Consider the following 13,525-nt stretch of genomic DNA (forward strand, 5'->3'; position numbering starts at 1 on the left):
GTGACCTTGATGTGAACATAGAGTGAAAGGTATGAGAATTTGAGAAATGATACATATAAAATGATTGTTGCGAGAGTTGTAGAGTACGAATAAATATAATAGAAAGTTTCTTGTCATAAAATGAAGTGGAGTTCGAGTATAAATAAAAGTTGAAATCTTTAAAAAAAAGGATTATGCTCAACTATATTATAAGAATATAAGGTTTATCCCGCTATGTAAGGTTTCTTATAAGCCTTTAGTTATGAGGGGAAAAGGGAGTTAGTGAACATGGAAGTAACAAAAAGACAAGGGCTGTATAATCGTTTTATACGATTAAATCCACCACAAATATTAGCACTAGGTTTTTTCTGCTTAATTGTGGTTGGCGGTTTGTTATTAAAGTTACCATTCGCAACGAAAGTACATATTAGTTGGGTAGATGCTTTCTTTACGGCAACGTCAGCAGCAACTGTAACCGGATTAGGAGTAGTAGATACTGCAAGTACGTTTACGATGTTTGGCGAGATTGTTATTATGTTTTTAATTCAAACAGGTGGTTTAGGTCTTATGACAATTGCCATTTTAATTGTTTGGGTATTAGGTAAAAAAATCGGGTTACGCCATCGATTATTAATCGGAGAGGCATTTAATCAAACAAATATAGGTGGTCTTGTAAAATTAGTAAAACGTGTCTTTATATTTTCAATTTGTATTGAGCTTATTGGAGTCATCTTTTTATCGTTTCGCTTTGTTCCAGAGTTTGGCTTTGGAAAAGGTGTATACTATAGTATTTTTCATGTTATTGCATCTTATAATAATGCTGGATTTGCTCTATGGCCGGATAATTTAACGAGGTATGTAGGAGATCCTATTGTTAATATAGGGATTTGCTCATTAATCGTAATTGGTGGTCTCGGTTTTACCGTATTAATTGATATATGGTATAGTCGTAGCTTTCGAAAATTATCCCTTCATTCTAAAATCATGATTGTTGGAACGGTAGCGTTAAATGTTATAGCAATGATTGTGATTTTTGTATTGGAATATAATAATGTGAAGACGTTAGGAGATTTACCTTTAAATGAAAAGTTATGGGCTTCTTTCTTCCAAGGTATTACTCCTCGTACTGCTGGATTTAATACAGTTGACTACGGGGGGATGGAAGAATCATCTATATTATTTACGATGGTTTTAATGTTTATTGGTGCAGGAAGTGTATCGACAGGTGGAGGGATTAAATTAACAACGTTTGTTATTTTAGTTACATCCGTCCTTTCTTTCTTTAGAAAAAAAGAGGAAATCGTTTTATTTCAGCGCACGATAAAAATGTCAACAGTAACGAGAGCGTTAGCCATTGCTGTTGCCAGTCAAATACTCATTTTTGCAGCAGTATTTGTATTAATGCTTACAGAAAACTTTAGTTTTATTCAGTTACTATTTGAAACAATTTCAGCGTTTGGAACAGTAGGGTTAACGATGGGGATTACTGCAAAGTTATCAGCGTTTGGAAAATGTATTATTATGTTTGTTATGTTTTGTGGATTAATTGGACCGTTAACACTTGTTTTTTCTTTAGCGCGACCAGCAAAACAAAAAATTAAATATCCATCGGAAGATGTATTTACAGGATAAGGTATCCCGCATAAGCGAGATACCTTTTTCTTTTTAAAAAAGGGAGAACAATAATCCGACAAGTGCTACTCGGAATAAAATTGCAATGAGTGCTGCAATTCCGCCGACAATCGCAGCGATACCACCAGTTACAGTAGCTCCGCGATTATAAGCGTAAATTCCTAGTAATACAGAAACAAGACCAAATAATGTTGGGAAGGTAAAGAGTGATAAGATAGATAAGGCAAGAGCGATAAAGCCAGCAGTTGATCCAGCGGCGGACGATCTTACATCATCTTTATTATCTTTCTCATCGTAATCATAATCAATGCGCTGTGGTGCAACCTCAGCTGCATATTCTTCTTTATAGTCACTATAATCACTATCTATTCTATCTCTTTTTTTATACTCATCAAATTTCTCAGTCAAAGTCATGGCTCCTTTCATAACAAGGTTCAATAGTAGTATGCATCTCTTTTTCTTTTTTATCCCGCTATTGTAGCCCGTAAACATCTGATTGCTGATGGCTAATAATCAATGGGGGATGAACAAAGCCCTGCTGATTAAAGTTTCACTTTATCCGAACGAGTACAAGGCGTAATTCCACTTAGAAGAGTAAAATTGTTTTTTTGAAATAGGAAAAGTTAGTATGACTTCCTCTATTTTGGAAAGTATAAAAAAGAATAATGAGGAAAGGGTGCAATACATAATGGAACATCCAATTGAAGATTTAATGAAAACAGCAATGACAAATTTAAAAGAGATGGTAGATGTAAATACGATTGTCGGAAGTCCAGTTTCAACAGCTGATGGAAATGTAGTATTAACAGTATCTCAAGTGGCTTTTGGTTTTGGTGCCGGCGGAAGTGACTTTAAAGGTGATTTTATTTCCGAAAAGCATAATAACGGACAAGGGCAGCATAAAGAGAAGAAGCAAAGCCATCCATTTGGAGGCGGAAGCGGGGCTGGGGTTTCTATTAGCCCAGTTGCTTTTTTAGTAGTCGGTTCTAACGGTGTGCAAGTATTACACCTCAATAGTAGTACACATTTAATTGAAAAGGCTTTAAATACGGTACCAAGCACTGTAGATAAATTTGTAAATGGTCGCCAAAAGTGAACTTGCATTTTTTAGGAATTATGATATATTAGAAAAAGTGCGCTTTAAGATGATCGGAATAATTGAACTGTAAATATATATGATGTGTGGAATAAGGGAGAGGAATTTATGATTAATATCAAAAACTTAGTAGTTGGCTTATGTATGTTAGTAAGCGGTTTTGTTGTATATGTAATAAAAGAAAAAGCTCCATTCTAAAACAGACAAACCGTTACTGTCTGTTTTTAATTTACAAAAAATGTTGACAAGTTATTGTATTAGTGTTAAAATTTTAATTCGTGTCTCGGTTACAGCTAGTGTAAAGTAAATAAATCTTATAAATATAATACGAAAAGTTTGCGAAAGATCGGGTAGTCTTACCAACAACTTTTGTGAACAAACCCTATAAATTATTATTGTAGGCTTTATATGTATACTAGTGAATCAAGGAGCGGTCAGTGGAACCGTAATGATGAGAGAGAGGTAGGGCTTTCATCCAGTATATGTTACTTTCCCGTTAGGTGAATATAAAAAAGAGGACTCCTTTTGAAAAGGAGTCCTCTTTCTTTTTGTATAATACATTTAAGTGCGGCTCTCTACTTGCTGACAAATTTCATCTGTTGTTAAACCATGAGCTGCAATTACCGATCCCTTAATTGATGCATCTGCAATACCCATCATATTAGAATCTTGCCCAGTTACAACACAACAATCGCACCCTTGTGCATCCTGTTCGGAGCCAAGGGTAACAACTTCATGTCCCTGTTGCTGAAGAGCTTGTTGAACATCTGTTAATGAGTTTTCAACGCCAATTCTAGCCATAATTCTCACCTCCTACCATCTAGTTGCTAGTATGCTCAAGTCCACTGCATATATTTATGAAAAGACGGTAGGAAGTAAATCTTTGTTTAGTCGTTATATACACCAGTAAGCATTTGACTTACGAATTGATCGTTTAAAGTATCTTGGGCAGAAGAAGTATTTGAATGAATGTCAATTGAAGCAATAAAATTATTATGTTCTTTATTATTTGGTTCTACCTCTACATAATTATCGAATTTACAAAAACCTTTCGTATCCATTAGATCAAATAGTTGAAGCATTTCTACTACCTCTTGTCTCGTTCCTTTAATTTGTACACACGCCATATTGATTTCCTCCTTCATTTTGACAAATTGTTTTTTAAAAATAGGATTATGATTACGAAACGAAAAATATGAATGTTATTTTTAGACAGCGTTATTTTTATTATTTTCCCCCTTTTTCAGCAAAAGTCGTTATATATTACCGAATTTATAAAAACGGACGTCCGTTTATTGAATACAATAGATTCGTATCAATTGATGAAAATCCTTCTTTTAAACAAATATTTTTTTTAGTGGAAATTGACGAAAAAAATTTTTTGACTTTTTGTAAACGTTAACAATGCTGTTAAATCAATATAATCAAAGATGTACGTACGATTAAAAATTATAAATTTTCTAAAAATTAACTTGATTTATTTAGAAAGGAGAGTAAACTAGGAAACAATAAAAAATTCATAGAACATAGGAGGCGCTTTCCAGTGAACGAGCAATGGATTTTCTTAAATGGAGAATTTGTTCCAAAAGACGAGGCAAAAGTTTCAGTATATGATCATGGTTATTTATATGGCGATGGAGTATTTGAAGGAATTAGAGTATATAGCGGTAATGTTTTCCGTTTGAGAGAGCATCTTGTCCGGTTATATGAATCAGCAAAATCCATCATGTTAGAAATTCCATATTCTTTAGATGAAGTAACGAATATTGTTGTTGAGACGATTCGACAAAATAAATTATCTAATGGATACATTCGCCTTGTTGTATCGAGAGGAGCAGGAAATCTTGGATTAGATCCTGATTCTTGTAAGAAACCGAATGTAGTAGTAATTGCAGAACAACTATCTTTATTCCCGCAAGAATATTATGAAAAGGGGATTCCAGTTGTAACAGTTGCAACGCGCCGAAACCGTCCAGATGTTTTGTCGCCTCAAGTAAAATCTTTAAATTACTTAAACAATATTTTAGTTCGTATTGAAGCGAAATTAGCTGGAGTACAAGAAGCACTTATGTTAAATGATCAAGGATACGTAGCTGAAGGCTCAGGAGATAACGTGTTTATTGTAAAAGGAAATAAATTAATTACACCACCAAGTTCTGCTGGAGCGTTAGAAGGCATTACACGAAACGCTATATTAGAAATCGGTGAAAAACTTGGATATGACGTTAGAGAAGAGTTATTTACAAGGCATGATGTATATGTAGCTGATGAAGTATTTTTAACAGGAACGGCTGCTGAAGTAATTGCTGTTACGACAGTAGATGGTAGAACGATTGGTTTAGGGCAAACAGGTCTACATACGAATCGTTTATTAGAAGAATTCCGAAAGTTAGTTGTAGAAGATGGAGAGAAGATTTACGAAGAAAATAAAGTTGGATAACAACTCTTTATAACAATAAGAAAGCGTTGAGAGGGAGGAGTAGTTGATTGTGAAGCCTCACAGAGAGTCGGTGGTTGCTGAAAACCGATGGTTCACGTCGACGAACATCGCCCTTGAGTGCTAAGCTGAAGCATTTGTCTAGGCTTAGACGGTAGCTCCGTTATTAGCTAGACTCATTTATGGGTCACTGAGGCAAGAGTATTCTTGCGAAGAAGGGTGGTACCGCGAAATCTTTCGTCCCTTCAGCACATAGCTGGAGTGTGGACGTAGGATTTTTTTTATTGATAAAAATTTTCAAAAAGGGGGCTTATAAGAACAATGTCTTCAAAAACGCAAGAGAAACTGGCAACTGGTGCACAGCTATTGTTAGAAGCGTTAGAAAAGGAAGGAGTAGAAGTGATTTTCGGTTATCCTGGTGGTGCTGTTTTACCTCTTTATGATGCACTCTATGACTGTGAAATTCCGCATATTTTAACAAGGCATGAGCAAGGAGCTATTCACGCCGCGGAAGGGTATGCCAGAATTACTGGCAATCCAGGGGTTGTCATTGCAACGAGTGGGCCAGGTGCTACAAATGTTATTACCGGTCTAGCAGATGCGATGATTGATTCATTACCACTTGTTGTATTTACAGGGCAAGTAGCAACGACGTTAATTGGAAGTGATGCTTTCCAAGAAGCGGATATTATGGGGCTTACGATGCCGGTGACAAAACATAACTATCAAGTGCGAAAGGCTTCAGATTTACCTCGAATTATTAAAGAAGCATTTCATATTGCTAGAACAGGAAGACCAGGCCCAGTCGTTATTGACCTTCCGAAAGATATGGTAGTAGAGCAAGGAGAACGCTGTAATGACGTACAAATGGATTTACCAGGATACAACCCTAATTATGAACCAAATTTACTCCAAATAAACAAATTATTACAAGCAATTAGCGCTGCAAACAAGCCGTTAATTTTAGCTGGAGCAGGTGTATTGCATGCGAAGGCTTCGAAAGAGTTAACAAGTTTTGCTCGTAAATATGAAATTCCTGTTGTGCATACATTACTTGGTCTTGGTGGGTTTCCGCCAGATGATGAACTTTTTCTAGGGATGGGAGGAATGCACGGTTCTTACACAGCCAATATGGCGTTATATGAATGCGACTTACTTATTAATATAGGTGCAAGATTCGACGATCGTCTTACTGGGAATTTAGCTTATTTTGCTAAAAAGGCGACTGTTGCGCATATCGATATTGATCCAGCCGAAATCGGAAAAAATGTGCCGACTGAAATTCCTATTGTTGCAAGTGCTAAGCGAGCTTTGGAAGTATTACTTCAACCAGAAGGAAAGAAAGAAAATCATCATGAATGGATCTCTTTACTAAAGAGTAGAAAAGAAAAGTATCCATTCTCTTATAAACGAAATTCTGAAAGTATTAAGCCTCAATACGCAATTGATATGTTATATGAAATTACGAAAGGAGAAGCGATTGTAACAACAGATGTTGGGCAACATCAAATGTGGGCGGCACAATATTATCCGCTCAAAAATCCAGATAAATGGGTAACTTCAGGAGGATTAGGAACGATGGGATTTGGGTTTCCAGCAGCAATTGGTGCGCAAATTGCAAAGCCTGAGGAACTAGTTATTGCAATTGTAGGTGACGCTGGATTTCAAATGACCTTGCAAGAATTAAGTGTGTTAAAAGAACACTCATTGCCTGTTAAAGTATTTATTTTAAATAATGAAGCTTTAGGAATGGTAAGACAATGGCAAGATGAATTTTATAATCAAAGATACTCGCACTCTTTACTGTCGTGTCAACCAGATTTCGTCGCTCTTGCGAATGCGTATGGCATAAAAGGAGTTCGTATAGATGATCCACTTCTTGCAAAGAAGCAAATAAAGCAGGCGATTGAATTAAAAGAACCGGTCGTAATTGATTGCCGTGTACTTCAATCAGAAAAGGTAATGCCGATGGTTGCGCCAGGGAAAGGTGTTCACCAAATGGAGGGAGTGGAAAAAAGGTGAAGAGAATTGTTACAGCGACAGTTCGAAATCAAAGTGGTGTATTAAACCGAATTACGGGTGTTATGACACGAAGACATTTTAATATTGAAAGTATTTCAGTAGGTCATACGGAATCATCGGACATATCGCGGATGACGATTGTTGTACACGTTGAAAATGAACAGCAAGTGGAGCAGTTAATTAAACAACTTCATAAGCAAATTGATGTTCTGAAAGTATCAGATATTACAGAAGAAGCGATGATCGCAAGAGAACTTGCACTTATTAAAGTAGCAACATCAGTAGCAAGAGCAGAATTATATAGTTTAATTGAACCGTTTCGAGCCGCTGTAATAGATGTTGGGAAGGATTCCATAGTTGTGCAAGTAACTGGTACGCAGGAGAAAGTAGAAGCATTAATTGAATTACTTCGTCCGTATGGTTTGAAAGAAATTGCTAGAACAGGTGTAACAGCATTTACGCGTAGTATGAAAAAACAAGATAAGCAAGTTATGTTAATTCAATAATCATTTAAATATAGGGGGAAATGAAAATGACAAAAGTTTATTATGAGAAAGATGTAACGGTAAATGTATTAAAAGAAAAGAAAGTAGCAATCATTGGATATGGTTCGCAAGGTCATGCGCATGCGCAAAACTTACGTGATAACGGATTTGATGTAGTAATAGGTTTAAGAAAAGGGAAGTCTTGGGATAAAGCGAAAGAAGATGGATTTTCTGTATATACAGTAGCAGAAGCAGCGGAAAAAGCTGATGTAGTAATGATTCTACTACCAGATGAACTCCAGCCAGAAGTATATGAAGCGGAAATTGCGCCAAATTTAAAGGCAGGAAATTCTCTCGTTTTTGCACACGGATTTAATGTTCACTTTGATCAAGTGAAACCACCAGCTAATGTAGATGTATTTCTAGTAGCGCCAAAAGGGCCAGGGCATCTTGTGCGCCGTACATTTGCTGAAGGCGCAGCTGTTCCTGCATTATTTGCAGTATACCAAGATGCAACAGGAGTTGCGACTGAAAAGGCACTTTCTTATGCTGATGGGATTGGAGCGACGAGAGCTGGTGTATTAGAAACGACATTTAAAGAAGAAACAGAAACAGATTTATTTGGAGAGCAAGCTGTGCTTTGCGGTGGAGTAACTGCGCTAGTAAAAGCTGGATTTGAAACGTTAGTTGATGCTGGTTATCAACCGGAACTTGCATATTTTGAATGTTTACATGAACTAAAACTAATCGTTGACCTGATGTATGAAGGCGGACTTGAAAATATGAGATATTCAGTTTCAGATACAGCGCAGTGGGGCGACTTCGTATCAGGACCACGCGTTGTAACGGAAGATACGAAGAAAGCGATGGGTGCAGTGCTAGCAGAAATTCAAGATGGTACATTTGCAAGAGGCTGGATTGCAGAGCATAAAGCAGGAAAACCAAATTTCCATGCGACAAATGAGAAAGAGAATGAACACGAAATTGAAGTAGTTGGACGTAAATTACGTGAAATGATGCCGTTTGTACAGCCGCGAGTAAAGGCAGGGGTCAAATAATATGAAGCAGATTTTGTTCATGGATACGACGCTACGTGATGGCGAACAATCACCAGGAGTAAATTTAAATGAACAAGAGAAATTGCAAATTGCAAGGCAATTAGAGAGACTAGGTATTAATGTCATGGAAGCTGGTTTTGCAGCAGCTTCCGAAGGGGATTTTCAATCGGTAAAACGCATCGCAAATACCATTCAAAATGCTACAGTTATGAGTTTAGCTAGAGCGAAAGAAAGTGATATTCGAAGAGCATATGAAGCGGTGAAAGGTGCTGTATCTCCTCGTTTACACGTATTTTTAGCTACAAGTGATATTCATATGAAATATAAACTTTGTATGTCAAAAGAAGATGTATTAGATAGTATTCACCGCTCGGTTACACTCGGGAAATCATTATTTCCGACAGTACAATTTTCTGCAGAAGATGCGACAAGAACAGCAAGAGATTTTTTAGCTGAAGCAGTTGAAGTTGCGATTCGTGCAGGAGCGAATGTAATTAATATTCCAGATACAGTTGGATATACGAATCCAGAAGAATATTATTCTCTTTTTAAATACTTACAAGAATCCGTTCCTTCATATGAAAAAGCAATTTTCTCTTGTCATTGTCACGATGATCTTGGGATGGCAGTAGCAAATTCATTAGCTGCGGTTGAAGGCGGAGCGTTGCAAGTAGAAGGAACAATTAATGGAATTGGAGAAAGAGCAGGTAATGCGGCGCTAGAAGAGGTCGCAGTTGCTCTTCATATTAGAAAAGATTTCTATAAGGCGGAGTCTTCTATGACGCTAAAAGAAATTAAAGCGACGAGTACATTAGTAAGCAGATTAACAGGTATGGTTGTACCGAAAAATAAAGCGATCGTTGGAGCGAATGCATTTGCTCATGAATCCGGAATTCATCAAGATGGTGTTTTAAAAGAAGTGACAACATATGAAATTATTGAACCAGCGCTAATAGGCGAATCTCAAAATCTATTCGTACTTGGAAAACATTCTGGACGTCACGCGTTTACAGAAAAAATGAAAGAGCTTGGCTATGAATTTACAAAGGAAGAACGAGATGCGGTGTTTGAAGCGTTCAAAAAATTAGCTGATCGTAAGAAGGAAATTACTGAGGAAGATTTACGTGCACTTATGCTTGGTGAAGCAGCATTTGCAGCTCAGCAATATAACATTACGCAACTACAAGTTCATTTCGTATCAAATAGTACACAATGCGCGACAGTTGTACTAAAAGACGAAGAAGGAAATGCATACGAAGATGCAGCCACTGGTTCTGGTAGTATTGAGGCGATCTATAATGCAATCCAAAGAATTTTAGGATTAGAATGTGAATTGGCGGATTATCGCATACAATCTATTACACAAGGTCAAGACGCACTGGCTCATGTTCATGTTGAATTAAAAGAAGGAACGCATCAAGTATCAGGTTTTGGTGTTGCGCAAGATGTATTGGAAGCGTCGGCAAGAGCATATGTCCATGCAGCAGGGAAATTAAAATCTCTTATAGCGCTTGTGAAATAAGTGTTTGATGGGTGAGGGAGAAGTTTCCTTACCTATCAAATTAAAGTTCTGAAAATTCAGTTAAAAGGAGTGTTGAAATTGGAAAAACGTATCGTTTGTTTAGCTGGTGATGGTGTTGGCCCGGAAATTATGGAAAGTGCGAAAGAAGTATTGCATATGGTAGAAAGGTTATATGGACATCATTTTCACTTACAAGATGAGTACTTTGGCGGGAGTGCTATCGATTTAAATGGGCAACCATTACCACAACGAACGCTTGCCGCTTGTTTAGCAAGTGATGCGGTTTTACTTGGAGCGGTTGGTGGACCAAGGTGGGATAGCGCGAAAGAAAGACCGGAGAAAGGATTATTAGCTCTAAGAAAAGGACTTGGAGTATTTGCGAACGTTCGCCCTGTAACGGTAGAAAGCGCAACGGCACATTTATCGCCATTAAAAAACGCTGATGAAATTGATTTCGTTGTTGTTCGTGAATTAACAGGCGGAATTTATTTTTCTTATCCGAAAGAACGAACGGACGAAGTAGCAACAGATACACTTACGTATCATCGTCATGAAATTGAACGGATCGTTTCTTATGCCTTTCAATTAGCGAGTAAGCGGAAGAAAAAAGTAACATCTATTGATAAGGCGAATGTTTTAGAATCTAGTAAACTATGGAGAACTATTACGGAAGAAGTAGCACTTCGTTATCCAGACGTTGAACTAGAACATATTTTAGTAGATGCAGCTGCGATGGAGTTAATTCGGAATCCAGGACGGTTTGATGTAATTGTAACGGAAAATTTATTTGGGGATATTTTGAGTGACGAGGCTTCAGTATTAGCGGGATCATTAGGAATGCTTCCATCAGCAAGTCATGCGGAAAAGGGACCTTCATTATACGAGCCTATTCACGGATCAGCACCGGATATTGCCGGGAAAAATAAGGCAAATCCAATTGCAATGATGCGCTCTGTTGCAATGATGCTTGGGCAATCATTTGAATTAACGAGAGAAGGGAATGCAATTGAATCTGCGATATCTGCAGTTCTTAAATTAGGAAAATGTACAGCAGATATCGGAGGAGATGAGACGACAACTTCATTTACGAAGGCAGTTATACAAGAGATGGAAGAGCAAGCGTTAGTAGGGAGAGGGAGATAATGGGAAAAAGGCTGCTAGATAAACTTTGGGAAAGACACGTAGTTACGACAAACGAAAATGGATTAGATTTATTATATATCGATCTTCATCTTGTTCATGAAGTAACGTCACCGCAAGCCTTTGAAGGCTTGCGGCTTACAAATCGAACGGTTCGCAGATCGGATTTAACATTCGCAACGATGGATCATAATATTCCAACGAAAGATGTTTGGAATATTACCGATCGCATTGCGAAGCAGCAACTAGATACACTCCGGGAAAATTGTAAACAATTTCAGGTGCCGTTAGCGGATATCGGGGATGAAGAGCAAGGGATTGTTCATGTTATCGGACCAGAACTTGGACTTACACAACCAGGAAAAACAATTGTTTGTGGTGATAGTCATACAGCAACGCATGGTGCGTTTGGCGCACTAGCATTTGGCATTGGTACGAGTGAAGTGGAGCATGTATTGGCAACGCAAACGTTATGGCAACGAAAGCCGAAAGCGATGGGTATTGAGTTAAAAGGAAAATTACAGAAAGGTGTTTACGCAAAAGATATTATTTTGCATTTCCTTTCAAAGTACGGTGTAGCAGTTGGAACTGGATATGTAATGGAATTTTACGGAGATACGATTGAGGCTATGGAGATGGAAGAGAGAATGACGCTTTGTAATATGGCAATTGAAGGAGGAGCAAAGGCTGGTATTATAGCACCAGATGAAAAAACATTTGCTTATGTAAAAGGACGTAAATATGCACCGAAAGACTTTGAAACATTCGAGAAGAAATGGTCTGAACTTTATACAGATTCAGATGCAATTTATGATTTGCATATTTCGATAGATGTGACGGATTTAGCACCGTACGTTACATGGGGAACAAACCCGAGTATGGGTGTTCGTATTGATGAAAAATTGCCAGAAAAGCAGGATGCAAATGACGAAAGAGCATTTTCTTATATGGGATTAAGCCCTGGACAAAGCACGTATGACATTCCTGTTCAGCATGTTTTCATTGGATCTTGTACAAATTCCAGGCTTTCTGATTTAGAAATTGCTGCATCTGTTGTGAAAGGGAGAAAGGTAAAAGAAGGTGTGCGAGCGCTCGTTGTGCCTGGATCGAAAAGAGTAAGAGAAGCTGCGATGCAAAAAGGGCTACATCACATATTTGAAGAAGCTGGATTTGAATGGAGAGAACCTGGATGTTCAATGTGTCTTGGAATGAATCCAGATCAAGTACCTGAAGGAGAACATTGTGCTTCGACTTCAAATCGTAATTTTGAAGGAAGACAAGGAAAAGGGGCACGAACACATTTAGTTAGCCCAGCAATGGCGGCAGCAGCTGCGTTATACGGTCATTTTGTTGATACTAGAAAGGAGAGTTATGATGGAGCCATTTCGTATTCATAAAGGTACTGCTGCAGTACTGATGAATAATAACATTGATACAGATCAAATTATTCCGAAGCAATACTTAAAGAGAATTGAAAGGACGGGATTTGGAAAATATTTATTCGATGAATGGCGTTATGATAATAACCGCCATGAAAACCCTAATTTTCCGCTTAATGCACAAAATAGAAAAGGAGCAAGTATATTAATTACAGGTGATAATTTTGGTTGTGGTTCTTCAAGAGAACATGCTCCGTGGGCGCTTGCTGATTATGGTTTTCGCGTTATTATCGCCGGCGGGTTTGCAGATATTTTTTATATGAATTGTATGAAAAATGGTATGTTACCAATTGTAATGGATAAAGAAATGCGAGAACAACTTGCCATAACGGATGCGAGAGAACAAATAGAAGTAGATTTAGAGAATGAGGTAATTAAAACAAGTACGCACAGGTTTCATTTTACAATCGAGAAAATGTGGAAAGAGAAATTATTAAATGGTCTAGACGAAATTAGTATTACGATGCAATATGAACAAGAAATTGTAGAGTATGAAAGGAGAGTAGCTTTACATTAAGAAATAACGGAATGTTCAAAAAGTATTTACATTCAGAATTAAGTATTATATACTATGTAAAAATCAGAGGAGAAAGGGAGTAAGTATTATGAATATCATGCAATCTATTAAAGTGCTTACACAACTACATCATCATACATAAAGCCCTTGAACCTAGCGTGAAAACGTGTAGGTACAAGGGTTATTCCCGTTGTACCT

15 protein-coding genes and 1 other annotated feature are annotated in these 13,525 nt (G+C 37.4%); of the genes, 12 read left to right on the forward strand and 3 right to left on the reverse strand.

Annotated elements, in window-relative coordinates; genetic code table 11:
• Positions 1-267: 267 nt before the first annotated feature.
• Positions 268-1,611, forward strand: coding sequence for a TrkH family potassium uptake protein (locus GFJ36_RS06320; protein WP_088062622.1), 1,344 nt, complete (start codon positions 268-270; stop codon positions 1,609-1,611).
• Between the two features lie 33 nt (positions 1,612-1,644).
• Here the strand turns inward: GFJ36_RS06320 and GFJ36_RS06325 are convergent, their stop codons facing one another.
• Positions 1,645-2,037, reverse strand: a complete 393-nt coding sequence (locus GFJ36_RS06325; RefSeq protein ID WP_137012683.1) for an imidazole glycerol phosphate synthase — start codon at positions 2,035-2,037, stop codon at positions 1,645-1,647.
• Between the two features lie 202 nt (positions 2,038-2,239).
• Here GFJ36_RS06325 and ytfJ point away from each other — a divergent pair, with 202 nt between their 5' ends.
• Positions 2,240-2,707 carry a GerW family sporulation protein gene (ytfJ, locus tag GFJ36_RS06330; protein WP_053078521.1) on the forward strand — a complete coding sequence of 156 codons (468 nt, stop codon included), beginning with the start codon at positions 2,240-2,242 and terminating at the stop codon, positions 2,705-2,707.
• Positions 2,708-2,815: 108 nt separating this feature from the next.
• Positions 2,816-2,905, forward strand: coding sequence for a hypothetical protein (locus GFJ36_RS06335; protein ID WP_000608225.1), 90 nt, complete (start codon positions 2,816-2,818; stop codon positions 2,903-2,905).
• Positions 2,906-3,268: 363 nt separating this feature from the next.
• Here GFJ36_RS06335 and GFJ36_RS06340 read toward each other — a convergent pair whose 3' ends face one another.
• Positions 3,269-3,508: a YkuS family protein gene (locus GFJ36_RS06340; RefSeq protein WP_060489510.1), complete on the reverse strand. Its 240-nt coding sequence runs from the start codon at positions 3,506-3,508 to the stop codon at positions 3,269-3,271.
• Between the two features lie 86 nt (positions 3,509-3,594).
• Positions 3,595-3,834, reverse strand: coding sequence for a DUF3911 family protein (locus tag GFJ36_RS06345; protein WP_000752504.1), 240 nt, complete (start codon positions 3,832-3,834; stop codon positions 3,595-3,597).
• Between the two features lie 68 nt (positions 3,835-3,902).
• Between GFJ36_RS06345 and GFJ36_RS30070 the strand changes: the two genes are divergently transcribed.
• From GFJ36_RS30070 to leuD, 9 genes are all read left to right on the forward strand, one after another.
• Complete coding sequence (locus GFJ36_RS30070; RefSeq protein ID WP_137036230.1) at positions 3,903-4,109, forward strand: hypothetical protein; 207 nt, start codon at positions 3,903-3,905, stop codon at positions 4,107-4,109.
• Positions 4,110-4,250: 141 nt separating this feature from the next.
• Entirely contained in the window at positions 4,251-5,147 is an 897-nt protein-coding gene (gene ilvE, locus GFJ36_RS06355) for a branched-chain-amino-acid transaminase (protein WP_087985494.1), read from the forward strand.
• A gap of 17 nt (positions 5,148-5,164) precedes the next feature.
• Positions 5,165-5,392: a binding site (T-box leader), on the forward strand.
• Positions 5,393-5,465: 73 nt separating this feature from the next.
• A complete protein-coding gene (ilvB, locus tag GFJ36_RS06360; RefSeq protein WP_088608732.1) occupies positions 5,466-7,166 on the forward strand; it encodes an acetolactate synthase large subunit in 1,701 nt (566 codons plus the stop codon).
• Positions 7,163-7,672, forward strand: coding sequence for an acetolactate synthase small subunit (gene ilvN / locus GFJ36_RS06365; RefSeq protein WP_000822948.1), 510 nt, complete (start codon positions 7,163-7,165; stop codon positions 7,670-7,672). The genes ilvB and ilvN overlap by 4 nt, the downstream gene beginning before the upstream one ends.
• Positions 7,673-7,692: 20 nt before the next feature.
• The gene (ilvC, locus tag GFJ36_RS06370; protein WP_097889760.1) at positions 7,693-8,709 is read left to right on the forward strand and encodes a ketol-acid reductoisomerase; all 1,017 of its coding nucleotides are present in this window, start codon (positions 7,693-7,695) and stop codon (positions 8,707-8,709) included.
• 1 nt (position 8,710) lies between these two features.
• The gene (leuA, locus tag GFJ36_RS06375) at positions 8,711-10,231 is read left to right on the forward strand and encodes a 2-isopropylmalate synthase (protein ID WP_076536199.1); all 1,521 of its coding nucleotides are present in this window, start codon (positions 8,711-8,713) and stop codon (positions 10,229-10,231) included.
• Between the two features lie 78 nt (positions 10,232-10,309).
• Positions 10,310-11,374 carry a 3-isopropylmalate dehydrogenase gene (gene leuB, locus GFJ36_RS06380; protein ID WP_088608736.1) on the forward strand — a complete coding sequence of 355 codons (1,065 nt, stop codon included), beginning with the start codon at positions 10,310-10,312 and terminating at the stop codon, positions 11,372-11,374.
• Complete coding sequence (leuC, locus tag GFJ36_RS06385; RefSeq protein WP_088608737.1) at positions 11,374-12,768, forward strand: 3-isopropylmalate dehydratase large subunit; 1,395 nt, start codon at positions 11,374-11,376, stop codon at positions 12,766-12,768. The genes leuB and leuC overlap by 1 nt, the downstream gene beginning before the upstream one ends.
• Positions 12,746-13,327: a 3-isopropylmalate dehydratase small subunit gene (gene leuD, locus GFJ36_RS06390; RefSeq protein ID WP_000433212.1), complete on the forward strand. Its 582-nt coding sequence runs from the start codon at positions 12,746-12,748 to the stop codon at positions 13,325-13,327. The genes leuC and leuD overlap by 23 nt, the downstream gene beginning before the upstream one ends.
• Positions 13,328-13,525: the final 198 nt, after the last annotated feature.

Source organism: Bacillus sp. EE-W1 (genome assembly GCF_009760835.1).
Taxonomy (GTDB): Bacteria; Bacillota; Bacilli; order Bacillales; family Bacillaceae_G; genus Bacillus_A; species Bacillus_A wiedmannii.